This is a genomic window from Bacillus sp. AMCV2 (assembly GCF_056033925.1).
Genome location: NZ_JBVYIB010000002.1, coordinates 791485 through 815243, shown reverse-complemented (window position 1 = coordinate 815243; position 23759 = coordinate 791485). Strand labels below are relative to the sequence as shown.

The following is a 23759-nucleotide window of genomic DNA, read 5'->3' as shown; positions in this document are numbered from 1 at the left end:
ATCTCAAAACCTCGCCCGGAACGCAATTTTTCTTTTTCTTTCCTATACCTTTCAACATTCCGAATCCTCCTTTATAATCAAAAGGGTGAATATTACACGCCGATTGTGCGTGTTTGATAACGATAGAGGTGTAAACATGAGTATTTTATCTGTAAAGGATTTAAGCCACGGCTTCGGGGACCGGGCCATTTTTAATAACGTTTCCTTCCGCCTGTTAAAAGGCGAGCACGTCGGCTTGATCGGCGCAAACGGTGAAGGAAAATCAACCTTCATGAATATTATTACCGGAAAGCTTGAACCTGATGAGGGAAAAGTCGAATGGTCAAAAAATGTCCGTGTCGGCTATCTGGATCAGCATACCGTGCTGGAAAAAGGAAAATCTATTCGCGACGTCCTGAAAGACGCATTCCATTATTTATTTGCGATGGAAGAGGAAATGAACGAGATTTACAACAAAATGGGCGAGGCTGATCCCGACGAGCTCGAGAAGCTGCTTGAAGAAGTCGGCGTCATTCAAGACGCGCTGACAAACAATGATTTTTATGTCATTGATTCCAAGGTGGAGGAAATTGCCCGCGGTCTCGGTTTGAGCGATATCGGATTAGAGCGAGATGTCACCGATTTGAGCGGCGGACAGCGCACAAAGGTCCTTCTCGCTAAGCTGCTCCTTGAAAAGCCGGAAATTCTGCTTCTCGATGAGCCGACCAACTATCTTGATGAACAGCATATTGAATGGCTGAAACGCTACCTGCAGGAATACGAGAACGCGTTCATCCTGATTTCCCACGATATTCCGTTCTTGAATAGTGTCATCAACCTGATTTATCACGTTGAAAATCAAGAGCTGACACGCTATGTTGGCGACTACCATCAGTTTATGGAAGTCTACGAGGTGAAGAAACAGCAGCTTGAAGCGGCCTACAAAAAGCAGCAGCAGGAAGTCGCGGAGCTGAAGGATTTCGTTGCCCGCAACAAAGCGCGTGTCAGCACGAGAAACATGGCGATGTCCCGCCAAAAGAAACTCGATAAGATGGATATGATCGAGCTTGCGGCAGAAAAGCCAAAGCCGGAATTCCACTTTAAGCCGGCGAGAACGTCAGGCAAGCTGATTTTTGAAACGAAGGATCTCGTGATCGGTTACGATTCCCCGCTGTCCCGTCCGCTCAACCTCCGCATGGAACGCGGCCAAAAAATCGCCCTTTACGGCGCAAACGGGATCGGAAAAACGACGTTGCTGAAAAGTTTGCTTGGCGAAATCCAACCGCTCGAAGGCTCTGTAGAACGCGGTGAGCACATCTATACCGGCTATTTCGAGCAGGAGGTCAAGGAAACAAACAACAATACGTGCATCGAAGAAGTATGGAGCGAATTCCCTTCTTATACGCAGTATGAAATCCGTGCCGCTCTGGCAAAATGCGGACTGACGACAAAGCATATCGAAAGCCGCGTCTCCGTATTAAGCGGAGGCGAAAAAGCGAAAGTCAGATTATGCAAGCTGATCAATTCAGAAACAAACCTGCTGGTGCTCGATGAGCCGACAAACCACTTGGATGTCGATGCCAAGGAAGAGCTCAAGCGCGCCCTGAAAGAATATAAAGGCTCCATTCTGCTCATTTCCCACGAGCCAGATTTTTATATGGATATCGCGACAGAAACATGGAACTGCGAGTCTTGGACGACGAAAGTGCTTTAATTTATAAAAAAACCCGCCTGCTAAAGGGCGGGTTTTTTACTGCCATTTTTTCTGAACGATTCTCAAAAGCTCTCTGTCTTTTAAAATGAGCTGCAATGGAGATGTGAATTCATCAAGTGTCAGCTCTCTTTTGGCAGACAGCTCAAAATCCTCCTCATCTGCCCAAGCGGTAAACCACTCGACCGAGAAAAGCTGTTTTTCATGACGCTGTGTATGTATTGATAGAGCGTTTCTAAACATTTATGATCATATTCGTCAGGTTTTGCCTTATCCATGGCAAACGTCCCCTCTACAGCATGAACCATCACTTGAAATGGCAATCGTAAATGAACGGACACATTCTCAGCTTCTGCAAGATAAATCCCAGCCGCATCAATGTCTGACCGAAGCGGATGCCCTTTCCGCGAACGCCGTTCTTGCTGACCGAAAAAACCGGTTTCAAAAGGGAGTTTTCAGCCGAAAAATAGTAAAATTGTGTCATAAAGGTTGTCCTTTCCTGCACCAATTCGATTATGATGCCATTATAACGAATAATACATACTGACCGTAAAGGGGTAATAACATGATCATCGGCAAAAAAAAGAATTCAATGTAAATGAACTTCAATACATTATTTGATCAGCTCGTGCAGAGGATGCATATAAGCTGTCTGCATTAACATTGGAAAATAGATGGATATGCGTGTTAAAAGAATTTTGGGGCTATGGCATCAAGAAACATCTTTTACAGCAGTCTCTCTCTTGGCCGGATACCAACGTCCTTTCACTATATAAAACATACGGATTTGAAGCAGAAGGAATCTTAAAAAAGGAGAAATTGCTTTCTGACGGAAATTACTACAATACGGTAGTAATGGGAAGATTCCACGATTAAAAAAAGACACTGCATATGCGCAGTGTCTTTCGTTATTAATGCCCCGCCTTAATCCCAGCAAGATGTTTACGTCCCATGAGAAGGACAAGCATGCCGACAAGAACGACGATTCCGCCTACTGTATATGGTGTGCTTGCAGTAAAGTGTTCTGACAGCATTCCCGCAATCCACGGAGCGAGCGCGCCGCCGATGAAGCGGACTGAGCTGTAGGCTGAAGACGCGATTGAACGTTCAACCGGCGCAGAACCCATCACAGCGGTTGTCATGATCGTATTCACCATACCGAGGACAGCACCAGCGACAACGATACATGTAATAATCAAAGTCTGATGGTCTGTCCAGATCCCCATAATAACGAGAATGGCCGCAAAGGCGATAAAGAGAACGACGAGCGAACGCACTGTGCCCAGCGCTTTGTGCACGAGCGGCGCCGTAAAGACTGACGTAATCGCCAGCAGAAGGCCCCAGCCGAAGAAGACATATCCAAGACCGTGTTCATCTAAATCCAGAACGAACGGAGAATAAGCAAGCAAAATAAAAAATCCAAAGTTGTATAAGAATGCCGATACCGCCATCGTTAAAAGGCCCTTATATTTGAGCGCCTTCATCGCATCAAACACACCGACGCGTTTCGCCGGTTTCGGCAATTTCGGAAGCATGAAAGAAATCGCGATTAACGCAATAAACATCAGGACAGATACTCCGAAAAACGGCGCGCGCCATGAAATGCTTCCAAGCTCTCCGCCTGCAAGCGGCCCGACGGAAATCCCGAGACCGAGCGCAGCCTCATACAAAATAATCGCTTGGGCGCTTCCTCCGACTGATACGCCGACGATGACTGCAAGCGCTGTTGAAATAAATAAGGCGTTACCTAACCCCCAGCCGCCGCGATAACCGACAAGCTGAGCTATTGAGCTTGAACTTCCGCCAAGCGCTGCAAAGACAATAATAAAAATAAGTCCGAGAATTAACGTCCATTTCGCGCCGATGCGGCTGGAAATGGCTCCTGAGAAAAACATCATAAATCCGGTTACAAGCAAATAACTTGTAAACAAGAGTGATACTTCACTAGGTGAAGCATGTAACTGTGCGGCAATGGCCGGAAGAATTGGATCAACCAGCCCGATTCCCATAAAGGAAATCACACAGGCAAACGCGACAGCCCATACCGCTTTCGGCTGGCTGAGCAAGCCTGTTTTCTGATTCACTTGTGTTGTCTTATCCATTTGACCTGACCTCCATCTTTATTCCATTAAAAGAAACGCTACAAAAATAGCGTTTGGCAAATTTTCATTCGATTGATTGAATGGCACGTTCCGCTTTATTTTTCATGCCCTGCAGGCGTTCTTTAAAGCTTTGGAATGTGCGGATTTTCTCATCAATCAAATCCAGCTGGTGATTCAGGGTTTCCTGAATTTCCTCCAGTTTTTCTTTCCGTTCCTTAGGATCCAGTGACAACAAATACCCCTCTTTGTTTAACTCTAGCTGGCGGCTGGTTTCCATGAAATGCTGAAGCTCCTGAAGGGAAAAACCGAGCACCTCTTTTGTGCTGATGACTTTCTCAAGCTCCTCCATATCATCCTCTGAATAAAGCCTTACACCGCCGTCTGTCCGTTTCGGCGCCGGAATCAAGCCGATTTCTTCATAAAACCGGATGGTCCGCTTTGTCAGTCCGCTTCTTTTGGCCACTTGATCAATCTTCATCCATTCCAAGGTAAATCCCCCTTCGCCGTTTCTGTTACCATTATACACCTTTTGAACCTTAACGTAAACGTCAAGTTTTAAAAAGCAATAAAAAAGACGAGTAGCATAAAGCACCCGTCTTTCACTTTCCTGTTTAAGCTAAACTTCCCGCCACTGACAGAGACTCTTTTTGAAGACTTTCAGAAAGCACTCGATACGCGATCACTTTCTTCTTGTACTGTTTCACGACGTCGATATGGTCGTCGTAGCGGTACACGAACAGCTTCACGTCTTTTTTTCCTTTTTTTGTATCTATCACCAGCGGCGTGCCGCCGTTTTCCGGATGTAAATAACGCTCTTCATCACCTGGATAGATATAATATTTTTCCAGGAAGACAGCTTCGTTAAATTGATCAATCACTTTCTGCTTCTCTGCACCCTCGAGGCGTTTTCCATCTAGAGAGAGACTCGCATTTTCGTCACTCAGCTTGGCGTGCACTTCAAATTTGCCGAGCAGCCATTCTATGACGCCTGTAGGAAGACAGGTTAATACGATTTTCACCAGACTCATGAGAATTAACATCACGATCGCCCATGTCATACTTCATCATCTCCGTTAGTTTTCCATGTGCCGCTGACACACAATTTTATCCTAACATAAGCAGGCCGGTTCGTTTTTGTCCATTATGTGAAAAAAAGCGCGGCCTGCTGCGGCCACGCTTTTTAGCTTTCCAGCTCTTCTATCATGAGGGACAATTCTGTCCAGCGGTCCATCGCAGCCTCAAGCTCTTCCGCAGTTTTCGCCTGCTCGGCCATCAGCTCTTGGATTTTGCCAAAATCACTGCCTGCTGCGGCGATGTCAGCTTCGAGCTGTTCATGCTTTTCTTCCAGCTGGGCAATTTTATCTTCGATGCCGTCCCATTCAAGCTGATCTTTGTAAGAAAGCTTTTTCCGTTTTTTCTTCGGCTCAGCTTCGGCCGGTTTTGCTTCAACAGCCGGTTTTGCAGCTGTTTTTTTCGCTTTTGACTCCTCCATATAGTCGCTGTAGGAGCCTTGAAAGCGGGAAATGACGCCATTTCCTTCAAATACAATCAAACGGTCGACGACGCGGTCAAGGAAATAGCGGTCATGGGATACGGTGATGACGACGCCTAGGAACTGGTCAATATAATCCTCAAGAACGCTTAATGTTTCAGTATCCAAATCGTTCGTCGGTTCATCGAGAAACAGGACATTCGGCTCCTGCATGAGAACCTGAAGCAAGTATAAACGGCGCTTTTCCCCGCCGGACAGCTTGCGGATATACGTCTGCTGCATCGAACGCGGGAAGAGGAAACGCTCGAGCATTTGTTCAGCTGTAATCATATCGCCATCTGCCGTTTTTACGACCTCCGCCGTTTCTTTTATATAGTCAATGACCTTTAACTCACCGTTCATTTCACTATGATCCTGAGTATAGTAGCCGATTCTGACCGTCTGTCCGATCGTAATATCGCCTCCGTCCGGCGTATGACGGCCGGCAAGGGCATTTAACAGCGTTGTTTTCCCGATGCCGTTCGGCCCGATGATCCCGATCCGTTCACCTGGTATGACAAGTTCATTAAAACGGTCGACGAGCATGCGGCCGTCATAAGCGATCATGACGTTCTCCGCTTCAATAACCTGTTTTCCGAGACGGTGCGAGCCAATGGCAAAATCGAGTGAACCTGATGACTGAGGACCTTTTTGCTCTTTAAGCGACTCTACCCGGTCAATTCTCGCCTTTTGTTTTGTGGAGCGGGCTTTCGCTCCTCGTCTGAGCCAGGCCAGCTCGCGGCGCAGCAGGTTTTGCCGCTTCGTTTCCTTTTGCTCAGCCTGCGCTTCCCGTTCCGCGCGTTTTTCTAAAAACACTTCATAGTTGCCTTTGTACGTGTAGAGGCTGCCTCTTTCAAGCTCATAAATGCGGTTGGTGACACGGTTTAAGAAATATCTATCGTGCGTCACCAGCATGACGGCGCCGGGATATTGGCTTAAATACCCTTCAAGCCACTCAATCGTTTCATTATCCAAATGGTTTGTCGGCTCGTCCAAAATGAGCAGATCAGCGGGCTGAATTAAGTTTTTGGCAATGGCTACCCGTTTTTTCTGGCCGCCTGAGAGCTCATTGACCGGTTTTGTTACGTCGTTGACGCCCAGCTTAGACAATACGGTTTTTGCCAAGGTGTTTGCATCCCATGCATTGTTTGCGTCCATTTTCGCTTGTGCTGCCAGCAGGTGTTTCTGGCGCTGTTCATTTTCGGGATCTTTCCCCAGTTCATACAGCGCTTTTTCATATTCACGCAAGGTTTTCATCACAGCCGATTCACCGGAATAGATATGCTCCAGCACTGTTTGCCCCGCAGGCAGCTCCGGGTCTTGATGAAGAAATTCGACCTGCACGCTTCCGGATTTCGTGATTTCTCCTTCTTCGATAGATTCCAAGCCGGCAATCACTTTCAGCAGCGTTGATTTGCCTGTTCCGTTTGGCCCGATTAATCCGATTCTCTCATTCTCTTCAATATGAAAGGAGATATGGTCAAATAATGTTTTATCTCCGTATGTTTTATAAAGATTTTCCGCTTTTAATATGCTCATGTTTCCTATCAATCCTCACGTAAGTTCATGTGTACATTTTAAATCAGCCGCTGGAATAAAACTAGTAAAACGTCAGACAAATTTCATGGAAATGCAGGATAGAAAAAGACCGGGGACATTTGTCCCCGGTCTTTTACTCTTCTTCAAGCGCTTTTTCAGCCATTTTTGCAAGATGCTGCGCGCTTCCTGAAATCTCCTGCATCGTGGCGGAAATTTGTTCAACGGCAGCGGCTTGTCCGTCTGTATGCTGATTAATCGACTCAATGGATTCCTCCAGCCCTTTCAGCAGGCTGTGGATTTTTTTCGTAATCTGGTCAATTTGGCCGACATTTTCTTTTGAATGCGTCGCTAGCTTTCTGATCTCATCTGCGACGACAGAGAATCCTTTTCCGGACTCCCCTGCTCTTGCCGCTTCGATCGCAGCATTCAAGCCGAGCAGATTGCTTTGGTCAGAGATGCCTTTAACAGTTACTGAAATATCGGCGATTTCACCGGCGCTTTCGCTTACTTTTTTCGCCTGAGAGGAAATGCCCGACATTTGAGTTGAAAACCCGTTAATTGATTCAGAAATGTCGGAAATAGCCGCGGCTGTTTGTTCAACGACAGCTGATAAGCTTTCCGCCACATCATGCAGCTTTGACGACTCCTCAAGGCTCGTTCCGAGGCCGACGCCTCCAATGACTCTTCCATTCTCGTCGTGCAGCGGGATGGCACGCGCGATCAATGGGAAGCCGAACAATTCTTTCGGAACCATGCTCGTCTTCTTCTGATTGCTGCGGATGGCATCTGTGATGATATCCCCTTCCTGCAGCGGATCGCCGGCTTTTACGTTCAGCGAAAAGGTTTTGGCCGGTATATTCACGAGCAGTTTTTCCGTATCATAAATGCCGATTGTAATATCATCCTGAACCAGGCTGTTTAAATAAGGGGCTACTTTGATAAATGCGTCCAGAATATCTGCGGTTTCTTTTTCCGTATTTATGGTCAATTCCATTCACTCCTTTTCATTAATAAGGGAAGCTGCGTTTTTCGTGCTGGACCGAGATCCATTTCAGCGTTGTAAATTCTTCGAGGCTCCACTCACCGTTTAAACGGCCGAGGCCTGATTGCTTTTCACCGCCGAAGGCTACATTCGGTTCATCATTGATGGTCGTGTCATTGACGTGAATCATGCCTGTTTCAATGCGTTTCGCAAAAGCCACGCCGCGCTCAAGATTTGACGTATGAACGGCACCGCTCAAGCCAAACGGGGTTTCGTTTGCGATATCCACCGCTTCGTCTTCTGAATCAAACTTCATAAAGGAGACGACTGGTCCGAACAGCTCTTCCTTGGCAATGCTCATGAACGGTTTGACGTCTTTTAAGATCGTCGGTTCCACGATCGTCCCATTAAATCCGCCAAGCTTCACTGGTACAGCGCCTTCTTCAATTGCTTGCTCAACAGTCTTCATCAGCCCGTCCGTCTGTCTGCTGTTGATTAATGGCCCGATAATCGTATCAGGATCCATTGGGTCGCCGACTTTCAGCGATTCCACTTTTGCCTGGTACAGCTCAAGGAACTTGTCATAAATAGAAGAATGAACAAGCACGCGGTTGGCTGACATGCAAATCTGTCCTTGATGTGTAAATCGGCTGAACACCGCCGCATTGACCGCATATTCTATATCTGCATCCTCAAGTACGATGAAGGCGCTGTTCCCGCCAAGCTCAAGAAGCGGCTTTTTAAAATGCTTCATCGCAAGCTGTCCGATGTAGCTGCCGACTTTCGTAGAACCGGTAAATGAGATGATCCGCGGCACTGGATGCTCAACGAAGCTGTCGCCGATTTCAGCAATGTCTGTGACAACAACATTCAGCAGTCCCTCTGGAATTCCCGCGTTCTCAAAAATTTTCGCAATCAGCGTTCCGCCGCAAATCGGCGTTTCCTCATGCGGCTTTAGCACAACGCCATTGCCGGCTCCGAGTGCAGGCGCCACTGATTTCATAGATAAAAAGAATGGGAAGTTAAACGGACTGATGACACCGACAACGCCTGCCGGCACGCGATATAATCTGTTTTCCTTGCCATCTATTGTGGACGGAAGAATTTTCCCCTCCATGCGGATTGGGAACGTTGCCGCTTCTTTCATGATGTTTTTGACAAGTCCGATTTCAAAAGCCGCTTTGAGCCTTGTACCGCCTAGCTCCTCCATAATCAAATAAATAATGGCTTCTTCATTTTCTTCAATATACGTGACGGCTTTTTCTAAAATGGTTCTTTTCTCAAACGGGTTGACCGCATCCCATTTTTTCTTTGCCAGCGCCGCTGCCCGATACGCTTCATCTACATCGTCAGCAGTCGCTTTACGGAATGTTGTGAATGTTTTTTGAGTATAAGGATTTTTGTTTTCCAATACATTTGGGCTGCTGCCCTCCTGCCATTTCCCGCCGATAAACTGTTTATTCAACTCTTCATATTGAAACATGGTCAGCATCTCCTTTATAACCGCAAATCAAAATATGGGCGAATCTATTTTTTCTATCGGTTCATCTTGCATAAAATTGAATATACGATTAGTAAAAATTACTATCCTATGATACGACAACGCTGTTTCGCTTCTATCATTTAAAGCAGAAAAATATTTTATTGACTGCGTCAAATTTCGACAATATAATACAACAAGAACTGTATATAATGATTAGAATATTTTGAATATTTTCAGGAGGAACTTTTGATGAGTTCATTATTTAGAAAAAAACCGCTTGAAACATTGAGTGCGCAGAGCAAGTCAAAAAGCCTTGCCCGTACGTTAAGCGCATTTGATTTAACCTTGCTCGGTATCGGTTGTGTCATCGGTACAGGGATTTTTGTCATTACAGGAACAGTGGCAGCGACCGGTGCAGGTCCCGCCCTCATCATATCGTTTATTTTAGCGGGGCTCGCCTGTGCGCTGGCTGCTTTCTGTTATGCTGAGTTTTCGTCTTCCATTCCGATTTCGGGAAGCGTGTACTCATACTCATACGTGACACTTGGAGAGCTGCTCGCCTTTTTGATCGGATGGGATCTCATGCTTGAATATGTCATTGCACTGTCAGCGGTTGCCACCGGCTGGTCTTCATACTTTCAATCACTGCTTGCCGGCTTCAATCTTCATATTCCGGCTGCACTGACAGGAGCGCCGGGAAGCACGGCGGGCGCCGTATTTAATCTTCCGGCTGCGGTGATCATTCTCCTCATCACTGCGATTGTCAGCAGAGGCGTCAAGGAAAGCACACGCTTTAACAACGTCATCGTACTGATGAAAATCGCGATCATTTTATTGTTCATTATTGTCGGTATCGGCTATGTGAAACCGGACAACTGGTCTCCTTTTATGCCATTCGGGATGAAAGGCGTCATTCTTAGCGCTGCCACTGTATTCTTCGCGTATCTTGGGTTTGACGCGGTTTCTAACGCCTCAGAGGAAGTAAAAAATCCGCAAAAAAACATGCCCGTCGGCATTATTTCAGCTCTAGCCGTCTGTACGGTTCTGTACATCGCGGTATCGCTTGTGCTGACAGGCATGATGCCTTATGCCAAATTGAATGTCGGAGATCCTGTATCCTTTGCGCTGAAATTTGTCGGACAGGACGCTGTTGCCGGAATTATTTCTGTCGGTGCGATTATCGGGATTACGACGGTGATGCTCGCTTTGCTGTACGCTCAGGTTCGTTTGACATTTGCCATGAGCAGAGACGGCCTTCTGCCTGGATTGTTCGCAAAGGTTCATCCGTCATTTAAAACCCCGTTCCGCAACACGTGGCTGACAGGGATCGTTGCAGCGGGAATCGCCGGCTTTATTAACCTCGGAACGCTGGCCCACCTGGTGAACATGGGAACACTTGCCGCGTTTACGGTCATATCTATTGCTGTCATTGTGCTAAGAAAGAAACATCCTGAAATCAAAGCGTCCTTCAGAGTGCCGTTCGTTCCGGTTGTGCCGATTATCAGCGCAGGCATCTGCCTTTGGTTCATGTACAGCCTTCCCGGCGTCACATGGCTTTCATTTGTCATCTGGATCGCTGTCGGAACGCTGGTTTATTTCCTATATTCGAGAAAACACAGCTTATTAAACAAATAATCTCTTTTTAGCCGGCGGTGCCTCACCCGCCGGCTTTTTCCTTTTTTTATGTGCTATACTTTGAGTACGCATGAGAAAGGGAGACACACAGATGAAACAATACCGCACTTTATTATTTGATGTAGATGATACCATCCTTGATTTTCAAGCGGCAGAAGCTTTAGCCCTGCGTTTGCTGTTTGAAGATCAGAACATTCCTTTAACAAATGACATGAAGGCGCAGTATAAAACCATCAATCAAGGTCTCTGGAGAGCCTTTGAAGAAGGTAAGATGACACGGGATGAAGTCGTAAACACACGTTTCTCCGCTTTGCTCAAGGAGTACGGTTACGAGGCGGACGGCGCTTTGCTTGAGCAAAAATACCGCCGCTTTCTTGAAGAAGGACATCAGCTTATTGACGGTGCATTTGATCTCATCTCAAATCTGCAGCAACAGTTTGATTTGTACATCGTGACAAACGGCGTGTCTCACACACAATATAAGCGTCTCCGTGATTCAGGATTATTTCCATTCTTCAAGGACATTTTCGTTTCTGAAGACACAGGCTTCCAAAAGCCGATGAAGGAATATTTCGATTACGTGTTTGAACGGATTCCTCAATTTTCAGCAGAGCACACATTAATCATCGGGGATTCACTAACTGCTGATATCAAAGGCGGACAGCTCGCCGGGCTTGATACTTGCTGGATGAACCCTGACATGAAGCCGAATGTGCCAGAGATCATACCAACCTATGAGATTCGTAAGCTTGAAGAGCTATATCACATTTTGAATATCGAAAATACCGTCAGCTGCTAATCAGGCTGACGGTATTTCTTTTATAAGAGTCTTTTTTCCTCTTGATAAATTCTTCACCTTATGAATAATATGGTGGTATGCTTTGGTTATATATGTAAGGAGGAGACTCAATTGGCTATCGCCGCCCCGGTAAAAGAAAAAACAATTCAAAAACCAGGCACCACGGTGTATCCGATTTTGATTATTATCGGAATTTGCCATATGCTCAACGATTCGCTTCAAGCTGTGATTCCGGCCATGTTCCCTATTTTGGAACGCTCCATGAGCCTGACGTTTACACAGCTTGGCATCATCGCTTTCACATTAAACATGGTGTCATCCGTCATGCAGCCTGTTGTCGGCTGGTATACCGATAAACGGCCGCGGCCGTATGCGCTGCCAGTCGGTTTGACCGCCAGCATGCTTGGCATTTTGGGCCTTGCATTTGCCCCGTCATTCATAACGATCCTATGCTGTGTGTTTTTCATTGGATTAGGCTCGGCCATTTTCCATCCGGAGGGCTCCCGTGTGGCGTATATGGCCGCCGGCACAAAACGCGGGCTCGCCCAGTCGATTTATCAGGTGGGCGGAAACTCAGGCCAGGCGATGGCCCCGCTGATCACCGCGCTGATCCTTGTGCCGCTCGGGCAATTCGGCGCTGTTTGGTTCACGCTTGTCGCCGCGCTTGCTGTTATGTTTCTCATGTATATCGCGAAATGGTACGCCTCACGTCTCGGCAGCCTTGCCCAGAAATCAGGCAAGCAAAAGAAAACGGCTGAAAACACGGCCATCACCAAATCTGTTGTATCTGCTCTTATTATTATTATATTTCTCATTTTTGCTCGTTCTTGGTATACGAGTGCGATCGGTAACTTTTACACGTTTTACGCGATGGATACCTATCACGTAAGCATTCAGCAGGCACAAAGCTATATTTTTGTCTTCTTGCTGTTTGGCGCGATCGGCACGTTTCTCGGCGGCCCGCTTGCAGACCGTTTTGGAAAACGCTTCGTGATCGTCGGTTCGCTGTTATGCTCGGCGCCGCTGGCGATTTTGCTGCCATTTGCCGGCCCGGTTCTCGCCTATGGCGTGCTCGCATTGATTGGCGTGGTTCTGATGTCGAGCTTTTCCGTAACGGTCGTCTATGCACAGGAGCTAGTTCCTGGAAAAATTGGCACAATGTCCGGTTTAACCGTCGGGCTTGCCTTCGGGATGGGCGCAATCGGCGCTGTGGCGCTGGGCGCTCTGATTGATGCAGCGGGACTGACGCCGACGATGATCGCCATTGCCTTTCTCCCTGTCCTCGGCATCCTTGCCTTCCTATTGCCGAGTGACCAGAAGCTGAGAGAATGGCATAGCTGAAAAAACCCCTGCCAGGCGGCAGGGGTTTTTTAATCCAGCTGGATAAAATGAGTGTCAGGCACTGCGTGCTTCGGGATAAAGCCATCCGCAAAGTCCGGAAACGCCGACTGTATTTCATCAATCCATCTTTTCAGATTTAATATATACGGCATATAAATCATCTCAATTGTCGCTTCGTCTTCAATCCGGTAGTACCAGCAAAGATTAAACTCTTTTTCTGTCACCAGCGTAAACCCAGAGAAATGATAGAAAATCAGCGGCGTTTCATCTATATACACGCGGCCGTCCTTTTGCCCGACCTTATAGTTTTCGATATTCCAAAGCGCTGTATTGGCTCCTATTGATTTGACAACATGAACACCTTTAAACTGCGCCGGCCATTTCTCCACATATCTTTGATCACCATATGTCTTTCGTTCCGTATCCATTTCGACCGTGCAAAATTCAATACAGTCCTGTCTCCACTGCCACACCGCTTCATATGCTTCCTTTGTATTACCGGCACCGACAAAGCCTGTATTAAAGCGTCCGGTTCGGTCGTAGTAGGACATGAAGCGCGGCGAATTACGATGATCAGTCAAATACAGAGACGCCGTTGGATTTTCTGCAAAAATACGTGCCGGATCAGAAAAGAAAAATAGATCCGTATCCATATGGGCAAAGTATTCAGCGTCATCCCACTTGCTCATCACATGAAACAAAAAGGCGGGCTTTAACGTCCAGCAATATTCATGAAACGTTCTGTTGCTTTTCGCTTTCAGCAGCTCCGGGTCTTCCATTTCATGCAGCTGCACAAAGGTTACATGCTCCCATGGAACGTGCTGAAGCAATTCATACGCTTTCCGGTCGACACACAGCACATATAAATGAAAATCATCGCAATGCTCATGGAGAGAATGAATCATAGGCATGAGCTTAAAGATATGTGTCCTTGACACTATCGTTGAAAAATGAAATGTACTCACTTATACCACATCCAATGATCTAAGATCCACGTGCAGCAAATCGTTGACAAGCGCATACAGTGCGTTGGCAAAATCGTTCACGCCTAGCTTTTTCTTCGCTTTCGGCAGAAGCTTGCGGACAGTTTGTAAATCAAAGCTTTTCGCCGTCACCCTTGGGGATTTCTTTCTCCAATCCGGATCAATGTTGCGCTCTTTAACAACATGTAGAAGCTCAAGAAACAGATTCAGCAGCATATCATATTTCTGTGATTCCAGCAGCTTTTGAATATCAGCCATGATTCTGTTCGTCATGTCAGGCGGGAACGGCCCATTAAATGCGAGATGAACGTCTAAGGAGCGGATGTTATTGTATTTATCGCACATATAGGCAATGTTTGCCCGAATATCGTCTACAGACTTACAATTGCTTGGATGTTCCTGATGAACACTGACAATATCGCGACGAAGCCTGAAGGTCAATCCGGCCTGATGAAGCCTGATCCCGAGGTCATAATCCTCAAACCCGTACCGTACAATGCCTTCGTCAAATAAACCGAGGTCAACCACATGCTTGCGTTTCACAGAGGAATTATTCGTGATAAAAAAGCGCCATGGCATATGATAGCCTTTCAAGTCATCGCCGTACTCATCTAAAATCTTCTTGAGCACGTCTATAAAGTCGGTATCGAGGTCAAAGCTTTTATCAAGAAAGCTTCCGTTTTTGATGTCCGCTTCCTCCAGCAGCTTTTGTTTGTCTTTCTTCGGCATTTCATCTGTGAGCTTTGCGAGCTGTTCCTTATGTTCTTCTTCAAACCGTTCATAATAAAAACTGTAGATCCGTTTCCAAAACAACCCGCACACGACGAGATTCTCTTCGTTCTCATGGGCTTTAATATGTTTTGCCACAAGGTCCTTTGCCGCAAGCATATCGCTGTCATGGAAAATCAGGATGTCTCCTCTGGCATTGCGAAGCGCCTGATTTCGTCCGTACGCAATGCCCCTGTTTTCTTTAATCCGTGTAAAGATCAGCGGAAAATCCGCTTGAAATGACTCAAGCATCGAGAGCGTCCCGTCCTCAGAGCCATTGTCCGCTACAATGACTTCGAATTCTTCATCGCACTCCTGCTGGTTTAATGACAGAAGGCTGTTGTAAAGGCGCTCCTTTGAATTATATGCAGGAATAATAACGCTTGCTTTCACTTCATTTTCACTTCCTGTATTTACTCATTTATTTGTTGTCATCTTTTGAAGCAAAACCGTTAAATTCAGGGTCTAACGTTTTCATGTGCTGAATGATATGCGGCAGTGTCTCTTGATACAGTTCATGCACAAACGGCAGATCTGTGCGGGTTGTTTCATGAATCTGTTTGATTTCATTGATGCTGACGATTCGGTATCCACTGAAATGATAAAAGATCAGCGGACTGCCATCCTCCAGCACGATCCGGCCATCTTTCCAGGAAAACGTATGCTGCCCATAATTCCAATGGCCGATGTTCACGCCGGGTGTCGTAATGTCACACACATTCGGAAACAGCTCAGACATATAATCCAAATAGCCTTGATCACCGAATTTCCCTTCACCCGGTGCATTTTTGCATTCCTCAAGACAGCGTTCCTTCCACCACTCCAAGCAATCCGTGCCTGCATCATCATGCTTGAAGCTGATAAATCCGGAATTATATCTGCCTAAAAGACGCTGCAGCATGTCAATCTGCTCTTTCTCAAAAGAAGGGATTACAATATCCCCCCGTGAAAGCAGCACCGAGCAGTCCGGCTGGTTTTCAAAAATCGGCGATGGATCTGCATAGAAAAAGAGATCCCCGTCAATATACGTCACACGCTCCAGCCCGGGATTGCTATTCAGCACAGCTTGCAGAAAGATCGGCTTCATCGTCCAGCAATACTCACTTTGATCTCTAGTTTCCTTCAGCTTCAATAGCAATTCATTTTCAAGAGCGGCCACCGGCACAAGGTTCAGCTGCTTCATCTTCAGCTTCTGTAACACGCGGTGCGTATCTTCATCCATGCAAAGTATAAAAATGGGACTGTCTTGATCAACTAGCTCTAACGACTTAAACAAAGCGACTGCCTGATATAATCTTCCTTTTGATAAAACGGTGCAATACGCGCTGGTCACAGTCTTGTTCACCTCGTTTCACATTACTTTTTGAAGAATTCCGTATACCACTCAATCGTTTTTTCAAGTCCCTCATCAATGGTGTAGGCCGGTGTCCAATTCAGCAGCTTTCTTGCTTTTTCCGCGGATAAATATTGATGTTTGATTTCATTGCTTCCCTGATTCAGCACCTTAGGTTTCAGATTACTGTTCATTTTCTTTAATATTTTCTCTACCAGTTCAAGTACGGTCAGCTGGATCTCATTGCTGAAGTTAAAGGCCTCTCCGGCAAGATTGTTTTCTTCCATTTTTTCTGCAAGAAGCAGATAAGCCTGAACGGCGTCTTCAATATAGAAATAGTCCCGTACAAATGTGCCGTCGCTTCGGATTTCCGGCGCTTCCCCGTTCAGCACAAGCTGAATCGTCTGAGGAATGATGCGATTGAAGTTCAAATCTCCGCCGCCGTATAAGTTTCCGCAGCGCGTAATGCAGACCGGAAGCCCGTACGTGTGAAAATAGGTGTGGCTGATCAGATCTGCGCAGCTTTTTGAGACGTCGTACGGGTGCTTGCCTTGCAGCGGCATGTTTTCATCGTATGGAAGGTTTTCTTGATCGCCGTAAGCTTTATCACTTGAAGCGACAATGACCCGCTTAATTAACGGATGCTTGCGGCAGGCTTCGAGAATATTCCATGTGCCGAGGATATTCGCTTCAAAGGTAGAAATCGGGTTGCGGTTTGCTACGCCGACAATCGCTTGTGCAGCGAGATGAAAGACAGTGTCGATCTCATACTCGCCAAGCACTCGTTCAATCACAGCCAAGTCCTCAAGAGAGCCCCGCACGATGTTCATTTTCTTGATATGTTCTCCCTGATAAAGATTGGATTGAGGCACATGATCCCTGACAAGCCCCGTAACATTTGCGCCCTGATCGATCAGCTCTTTCACCAAATAGCTTCCTAAAAGACCTGTGCATCCCGTGACAAATACGTTTTTATTTTTCCAGAAACTCAAATCGATTCACCATACCTTCCATACTTGTTGTCCTTGATTCCACATTTTGTTGACTTCTAAGAGATTTTTATACGTATCGATGGCCGTCCAAAATCCATAATGGCGGTACACAGCAAGCTCCCCGTCTTTGGCAAGGTTCTTCAGCGGTTCATCTTCGAACATCGCGTTCCCGTCCTTCGGCAAATACTCGAAAACCTTTGGACTGAGAACGAAGAATCCGCCGTTGATGATTCCGTCATTTGATGTCTTCTCAGAAAATGTTTTCGCCATGCCGTCCTCAACCGTCAAGGTGCCAAACTGCGAGACTTTGTCAATGCCGGTGACAGTCGCGGCAGCACCTTTTGTCTGATGATAGCTGATGAGATGGAAAAGATTGATATTGGCCAGCCCGTCCCCATAGGTGAGCAGAAATGTTTCATCACCGATATAGTCTTTCGCCTGCAAGATTCTTCCGGCTGTCAGCGTATCTTCCCCAGTCTCCAAAAACGTAATTTTCCACGTTTCAGGCTGCCCCAGGATCTGTACCTCTCCCGTAGAGCTGTCGAGTGTCAGGCTGTTGTGCTTCCATTCATAGTCGAGAAAGTATTCCTTGATTTTTTCGCCTTTATAGCCCAACAGCAGAATAAACTCGTTTACTCCGTAGTACTGATAAATTTTCATAATATGCCATAGAATCGGTTTGCCGCCTATCATGGCGAGCGGTTTAGGAATGTCATTCGTGACTTCACTCATTCTCGTTCCTTTTCCGCCGCAGAGAATGACCGCTTTCATCTCTACCCCTCATCTCTATGAATATTGAGTTCGAAACCTGGTACATCTTCACAATCTATCAAGGCATTTCCCCGATAATTTGTCCGATTTCAATCCGGTTTCAAAATCTACTGTAATGATATGAGAGAAAGACGGCCTTGGTGACCAAATGGAATCTATTTTTTGAAGTTGGTTGTATAACCAAAAAAAAGAGCCTTGAGCGAAGGCAATGCGCCCGCTCAAGGCTCTTTTTCATCTTATTTGATTTCTTTCTCCTTGCCGTAATGATAGTCTGACGGATCAACGGCTTTGAAATCATTTAGTTTATGGAACCTCAGCAAGTCTTTGTACAGGACACTGTCTGAAAGGCTCAGCTGCTGGTTCACTCTTGTTTTCAGATTCTTCGTTTCTTCATTCGCTTTCAGTTTTTCACCAGTCTTCGTATCATAAATGACATTGTCGACTGATGTGTACTTCGGCGTTATGAAGTCTCCGTTTCTGAATGCCACTGTATCGTCGTGGTCTTTAGAGAATAAGTCAGTACCAAAGTTGATGTATTTCTGAGAATCAATTCCTTCTAAGTGCAGAAGTGTCGGCATGACGTCAATTTCGCCGCCATACGTATGGTTCACTCCGCCTTTTTTGCCAGGAACGCGGATCATCAGCGGCACACGCTGGTTCTGTGCGTTTTGATAATCTGTGATCTCTTTTCCAAGAATCTCTTTCATCGCTCGGTTATGGTTTTCAGAAATACCGTTATGGTCACCGTAAATCATGATGACTGAGTTGTCATACAGGCCGGCTTCCTTCAGCTCCTTGAAGAATTGCTCAAGCGCTTCGTCAAGGTAACGCGCTGTTTGGAAGTAGCTGTCAACTGTGTTATCGCCAGTTGTCGCTTTTTTAAGAGACGCGTCTTTTTCATCCAGGTTAAACGGATAATGGTTTGTCAAAGTAATCAAATGCGCGTAAAACGGCTGTTTAAGAGACTCAAGCTTTGGAATCGATTCTGTAAAGAACGGCTTATCCTTAAGTCCCATGTTAATCACATTTTCATCTGACATATCATACGTGCTTGCGTCGAAGAACTTGTCATATCCGATATGTTTGTAAATCTGGTCACGGTTCCAGAACGATTTGTAATCACCATGCAGGACGGCGCTTGTATAGCCTTCCTTCTGGTCTAAAATCGCAGGAAGCGACTGGTAAGTGTTTTCGCCTTTCGTCACAAACGCGGAGCCTTCAGGAAGACCGAAGATCGAGTTATCCATTGTCAGCTCGGCATCAGATGTTTTTCCCTGGCCTGTCTGATGGAAGAAGTTATCAAAATACGTCACATCTTCCCCGCCGTGCGCAAGTTTATTTAAGAAAGGCGTCACCTCTTCACCGTTTAGCTTGTAGTCAATCAGGAATGACTGGAAGCTTTCGAGGTGAATTTTAATGATATTTTTGCCTTTGGCAGAGCCGAAGTACTCGGCGTTCGGTTTCGCATAATGAGACGTCGTGTAATTCTCGACGCTTGTTAAATCATCGCTGCTTGCATAGGCCCGTTGCGTTTCTGTTTGAGCCGTCTGCACACCGTCATAAATGGTGTAGTTGTAAAGACCTAAATACTTCACGATATAATTGCGGTCAAACGTTCTTGTCAGCAGCTGCGGACGGTCTTTTTCCGCATAGTGCAGGTTGATGAAAAACAGTGCGATCCCAGAAAGGATCACTAAAGACGCAAAGCGTTTTTTCATTTTGTATTCTTTTAATTCAGGTCTCCAGATCAATACCGCAATCAAAATGATAATATCTAAGAAATAGAAAATATCATGACCGGCCATGATACTGAAAATCCCGTCTCCCATGTTTCCAACGTTTCCGGACTGTTTAATGTTCGGGAACGTCAAGAAATCGTCAAAGAAACGATAGAATAAAATATTTGCATATAACACAAATGTCATCAAGAAATCGATAATCAGCATAATAATGGCTGATTTACGCCCTTTCGCCAGCAAAGCCAGTCCTAAAAAGAAGACGGCGCTTGAGAATGGGTTAAATATCAGGAGGATCTCCTGAGTTGTGCCTTTTACCCCAAGATTAAACTCAGTCTTGTAGGATAAATACGTTTTTGCCCAAAACAGTATAACAGCCAGCACAAAAAAGCTAAGTTTGTAAGAAAAAAGTTTCTTCATGGCAACCTCTACTTTCTTAAACACTTTAAGTTCTTCATTCATATTTACCTGCTCTTTATATCCTGCCTTCCAATTCCTTCTTTCCAAACAAAATCAAGGCATCACACAACAAGAAATACACCGCGGCAAGCCGGAATATTTATGTTTCGCACCATATCATTTTTATTACAACCATTTGGAAACCAATCACTGGACGAAAGAAACCTTCATTTCGTTTCACATTTTTTTCTCGGAAATAAAAAAAGGATTTCTTTTGTCATGTGTGCCTTTGAAAAAAGAAATAGATACCGAGTATAAGAATAACATAAACTAGTAAAAACGAAAAATAGGTTTTGCAGACAGCCCGCCCTTCCGGCGGACTGAAGTTATTGTATGCATCAATGTTTAGCGCGATCACCATTTTTTCGAAAGGACAAAAAAGACTGGATGTCTCCAGTCTTCTTTATCTATATCCCTGCCCAGACATCTTTGGTGTACATACCGGTATCCTGCAGATGTCTCAGCCAGTTTTGCGCTTCTTGCTCCCCGGTGCCATGGACAGACTGATACGCCTTTTGCAGGGCCGCCTCCACATCCGGGGCCATTTTGCTGCCATCACCGCATACATAAAGCCTGCCTCCGCGGTCAAGGATCGATATTAATGTTTCTGCATGGTCAGCCATTAGATGCTGGACATACGTTTTCGGTATGCCTTCTTTGCGGGAAAAGGCTGTGTGGACAGTGACGATTCCGTCTTTTTCAAACTGCTCAAGCTCATCGCGGTATATAAAATCACGATCGTTCCTGCATCCAAAATAGAGATGAGCTTCACCGAGCGTTTTCCCCTCCCGCTTTAAAACTTCACGGGCTTGAAGGAAACCGCGGAATGGCGCTACTCCTGTGCCTGGTCCGACCATAATGATTGGAGTTTCAGGGTCTTCTGGAAGCTGAAACCGGGATTCCGGTGTGCGGATAAACATCACGACATCATCACCGGCTTTACGCTCAGCTAAATCATTTGAAGCCACGCCCCTGTATTCGCCACGGCCGCTCCACGCAGGGCCGCGCACGACACCGACTGTGATTGATGCTTGCCGTGGATTCACTCTTGGAGAGCTTGAAATCGAATAATATCTCGGTTTTAACGGCCGTAAAAGCTCTAAAAATCGTTCAAACGGCATGTCACACGCTTCATACTTTTCAAGCAGATCCAGCATGGAAATTCGTTTTTTCAATATTTGCTCCTGATAAACACCCTCTGCTGACAGTTCTTCTAATTCACGCCTATGCGGCGGACACACTGTAAATGCCGCCAGTTCACGTATTTGCGCTCTTGTGGCTGCTTCCTGCACCTCGACGCTGTAGCTGAGAAGATCATGCAGGCTGACAGGACGGCCCAATGGCAGATGCCCCGCACTGCGGCCGCTTGCCGACAATGTCACTTGGTCGGTTCCCTTCAGACCGAATCTGTGGAGAATCCGGCTGACATTGGTTTGGCTGTTTTTTGGCAATACGCCAAGATGGTCGCCCTCTTGATATTCAACATCCGGCGGCAATGCAATTTCGATATGGCGAGTGCTTCGATCGCTGTCTGCAGACTGGAGTTCACGATTTTCGGCAATGGATGCGTGAGAGGCTTCGTATGATCTAGCCAGCGGAGACTCGCCCAGCCCTCTGACAAACTGAAGGCTCAGCGTGCTTCGTTCCTTATCAGCGTTTTCATTAAGCTCAAGTCCGAATGCCTTAATGGCGTCCGCCCACATGCTTTTTTTTCCACTCGTCAAGCTGCCCTTCAAAATCACCGCTGACATCACCTTCTCCGCGCGCAGAAAACCGAGTCGCACCTTTTTCCGCAAGCTGCTCATCAATGAATCTCGGCACGTATTGATACGTGTTCGCCCAGTTGTGGTCGCCGCAGCCAAATACCGCGTAATGAACGCCCTCAAGCTCACCCGGTTTGATTTCTTGAAGCCACTGCACGAACTGTCCGGCATTGCTTGGCGGTTTTCCATTATAAGACGAGGTCACAATGACAACCGCTCCCTCTTTCGGCAGCTTTCCAATTCGGTCGTTCAGAGGTGCTGTCTCTGTCCTTACGCCGTGAAGACTGGCAGTATCAGCAAGCTCCCGGGCGACGCCTTCTGCAGTGCCGGTATCAGAGCCGTACAGTAAGAGAAGCGGGCGGTTGTTAAGACCGATGACCGATGCGCCCTTTGCTTCCGTTTTCTCCTTTTGCTCATCAGACGCGGCTTTTTCAGCTGCCTGGACGTCCGCATGAATGGCTTCCTGATTACGGCTTTGAACCCTGATGTGAAAATCGCCCGGCTTAAGTGTTAAGGTTTGTTTGATATCAAGCTCATAATTCTCATGATCAATCAGTGTGAAATATTTTAGAATCATGCCTAACACAAGTGTGGCTTCATGAAGGGCAAACTGCATGCCGATACAGGCCCGTTGTCCATTTCCGAATGGTTTGTACGCATGATGAGGCACTTGGTCCTGATGCTCGAACCGTTCCGGCCGGAATTCTTCGGCGTCCTTTCCCCAAGCGTCCCGATCACGATGAAGCTGCGGAATCAGCACAGAAATTCTGTCATTCGTCGTGATCGGAAATTTTCCTCCAATGACTGTGTCTTCTTTTGGATAAAGGCTGAAAGCCGGAGCTGTCGGCCATAAGCGCAGTGATTCATTTAAAATCATCCGTATGTATTTAAGCTCCAGCACTTGTTTATAGGTCGGCGCTGCATCCGTCAGCACCCGATCGACCTCTTCATACGCCTTTTTCAGTTTGTCAGGATGCTTCAATAAAAAGTAAGTCGCAAAGGAAAGCAGGCCGCTCGTTGTTTCATGGCCGGCAATCAAAAACGTAATGATTTGAAAGCGGATATTTTCGTCGTCGAGCTTTTCACCCGTTTCCGGATCTTCCACATTCAGCATGCGGGCGAGCAAATCTTTTTCATCCTGGTCTCCATTCGCCCTGCGCTCTGCAATAATGCTGTCGACTAACGAAAACATCGTTTGAATATCATGGCGGAATTGCCGCTTTGTTCTGACCATAAGCTTATCTTGAACATCAAGCCGCTGCATTTGATGCATCGCTTCATCAAGCGCCCGCACCATGCTGTTGATAAACGGGTGGGGCGTTTCTCTGTAGTAACTGTTAAAGCGGTAGTTAAACCCGCATAGCCCAATGGTGTCGAGCGTCAGCCGGGTCATATCTCCCGGGACATCGACTGCTTCATTCGGATTGAGCCTTGCCCATTTTTGAATGAGCTGAACAGCGATATCGACCATTTTCTCATGATAGTCCTTCATGGCCCGTTGGCTGAACGTCGGCATCAGAATGTTGTGCGCTTTTCTCCAGTTAGGCTCATGCGTCCAGCTCGTAAACAATCCGTCACCGGAAAATGCGCGAACCTTTTCCAAGGCGCCTTCAATGCTTTTATCAAACCGTTCTTCATCACAAACCTCTTTCACCAATTCGTGGCCGGACACTACAATGGTCGTGCCCGCGGGTGTATGGATTTGAAAAATCGGGCCCTGTTCTTCCGCCAGTTTGATCAGCGAAAGCGTCGGCTTGTCTTTATCGATTAAAGGCAAATTGCCGAGCGGCCCAAACGTCTTCGGCTGAGGAATCGGGCTTGTTTCCTTCATCGAACCATTCCTTTCCGTATG

Annotated in this window: 17 protein-coding genes and 2 pseudogenes; 5 read left to right on the top strand and 14 right to left on the bottom strand. The window is 46.4% G+C overall.

What is annotated here, in order from left to right:
- Nucleotides 1-136 precede the first annotated feature (136 nt).
- Complete coding sequence (locus tag AC0OMA_RS04250) at nt 137-1693, top strand: ABC-F family ATP-binding cassette domain-containing protein (protein WP_014476110.1); 1557 nt, start codon at nt 137-139, stop codon at nt 1691-1693.
- A 119-nt stretch (nt 1694-1812) separates the two neighbouring features.
- On the opposite strand, the gene AC0OMA_RS04245 is transcribed toward AC0OMA_RS04250, so the two are convergent.
- On the bottom strand, nt 1813-1968 hold the full coding sequence (locus tag AC0OMA_RS04245; RefSeq protein ID WP_086343561.1) for a hypothetical protein: 156 nt from the start codon (nt 1966-1968) through the stop codon (nt 1813-1815).
- A 400-nt stretch (nt 1969-2368) separates the two neighbouring features.
- Here AC0OMA_RS04245 and AC0OMA_RS04240 point away from each other — a divergent pair.
- Nucleotides 2369-2566, top strand: a pseudogene (locus AC0OMA_RS04240) (GNAT family N-acetyltransferase); the annotation flags it as partial.
- 35 nt (nt 2567-2601) lie between these two features.
- On the opposite strand, the gene AC0OMA_RS04235 reads toward AC0OMA_RS04240, so the two are convergent.
- The 6 genes from AC0OMA_RS04235 to yfmT form a co-directional block, all read right to left on the bottom strand.
- Nucleotides 2602-3792, bottom strand: a complete 1191-nt coding sequence (locus tag AC0OMA_RS04235) for an MFS transporter (protein ID WP_474221940.1) — start codon at nt 3790-3792, stop codon at nt 2602-2604.
- 64 nt (nt 3793-3856) lie between these two features.
- Entirely contained in the window at nt 3857-4279 is a 423-nt protein-coding gene (locus AC0OMA_RS04230) for a MerR family transcriptional regulator (protein ID WP_014476107.1), read from the bottom strand.
- Between the two features lie 124 nt (nt 4280-4403).
- Nucleotides 4404-4850 (bottom strand): YfmQ family protein, encoded by a 447-nt coding sequence (locus tag AC0OMA_RS04225; protein ID WP_015482940.1) that lies wholly within the window; start codon nt 4848-4850, stop codon nt 4404-4406.
- 122 nt (nt 4851-4972) lie between these two features.
- Nucleotides 4973-6862, bottom strand: a complete 1890-nt coding sequence (locus AC0OMA_RS04220) for an ABC-F family ATP-binding cassette domain-containing protein (protein WP_181218554.1) — start codon at nt 6860-6862, stop codon at nt 4973-4975.
- Nucleotides 6863-6995: 133 nt separating this feature from the next.
- Nucleotides 6996-7400 (bottom strand): methyl-accepting chemotaxis protein, encoded by a 405-nt coding sequence (locus AC0OMA_RS04215; protein ID WP_369888597.1) that lies wholly within the window; start codon nt 7398-7400, stop codon nt 6996-6998.
- 469 nt (nt 7401-7869) lie between these two features.
- Entirely contained in the window at nt 7870-9327 is a 1458-nt protein-coding gene (gene yfmT, locus AC0OMA_RS04210; RefSeq protein ID WP_015482939.1) for a benzaldehyde dehydrogenase, read from the bottom strand.
- A 249-nt stretch (nt 9328-9576) separates the two neighbouring features.
- Between yfmT and AC0OMA_RS04205 the strand changes: the two genes are divergently transcribed.
- From AC0OMA_RS04205 to AC0OMA_RS04195, 3 genes are all read left to right on the top strand, one after another.
- Nucleotides 9577-10962 (top strand): amino acid permease, encoded by a 1386-nt coding sequence (locus AC0OMA_RS04205; protein ID WP_003233771.1) that lies wholly within the window; start codon nt 9577-9579, stop codon nt 10960-10962.
- Nucleotides 10963-11053: 91 nt separating this feature from the next.
- Nucleotides 11054-11761 carry a YjjG family noncanonical pyrimidine nucleotidase gene (locus AC0OMA_RS04200; protein ID WP_015482938.1) on the top strand — a complete coding sequence of 236 codons (708 nt, stop codon included), beginning with the start codon at nt 11054-11056 and terminating at the stop codon, nt 11759-11761.
- A 111-nt stretch (nt 11762-11872) separates the two neighbouring features.
- Nucleotides 11873-13102, top strand: coding sequence for an MFS transporter (locus tag AC0OMA_RS04195; protein ID WP_181218551.1), 1230 nt, complete (start codon nt 11873-11875; stop codon nt 13100-13102).
- 29 nt (nt 13103-13131) lie between these two features.
- Here the strand turns inward: AC0OMA_RS04195 and AC0OMA_RS04190 are convergent, their stop codons facing one another.
- From AC0OMA_RS04190 to cypD, 7 genes and pseudogenes are all read right to left on the bottom strand, one after another.
- Nucleotides 13132-14067: a hypothetical protein gene (locus AC0OMA_RS04190; protein WP_327844156.1), complete on the bottom strand. Its 936-nt coding sequence runs from the start codon at nt 14065-14067 to the stop codon at nt 13132-13134.
- Complete coding sequence (locus tag AC0OMA_RS04185) at nt 14068-15246, bottom strand: glycosyltransferase family 2 protein (protein ID WP_015383062.1); 1179 nt, start codon at nt 15244-15246, stop codon at nt 14068-14070.
- 28 nt (nt 15247-15274) lie between these two features.
- A complete protein-coding gene (locus AC0OMA_RS04180; protein WP_021481234.1) occupies nt 15275-16186 on the bottom strand; it encodes a putative nucleotide-diphospho-sugar transferase in 912 nt (303 codons plus the stop codon).
- A 23-nt stretch (nt 16187-16209) separates the two neighbouring features.
- Nucleotides 16210-17178 (bottom strand): GDP-mannose 4,6-dehydratase, encoded by a 969-nt coding sequence (locus tag AC0OMA_RS04175; RefSeq protein WP_322840078.1) that lies wholly within the window; start codon nt 17176-17178, stop codon nt 16210-16212.
- 6 nt (nt 17179-17184) lie between these two features.
- Nucleotides 17185-17949: a glucose-1-phosphate cytidylyltransferase gene (locus AC0OMA_RS04170; RefSeq protein WP_474221939.1), complete on the bottom strand. Its 765-nt coding sequence runs from the start codon at nt 17947-17949 to the stop codon at nt 17185-17187.
- A 236-nt stretch (nt 17950-18185) separates the two neighbouring features.
- Complete coding sequence (gene ltaS1, locus AC0OMA_RS04165; RefSeq protein WP_474222421.1) at nt 18186-20105, bottom strand: lipoteichoic acid synthase LtaS1; 1920 nt, start codon at nt 20103-20105, stop codon at nt 18186-18188.
- A 446-nt stretch (nt 20106-20551) separates the two neighbouring features.
- Nucleotides 20552-23738 (bottom strand): annotated as a pseudogene (gene cypD, locus AC0OMA_RS04160) (bifunctional P-450/NADPH--P450 reductase).
- Between the last annotated feature and the right edge of the window lie 21 nt (nt 23739-23759).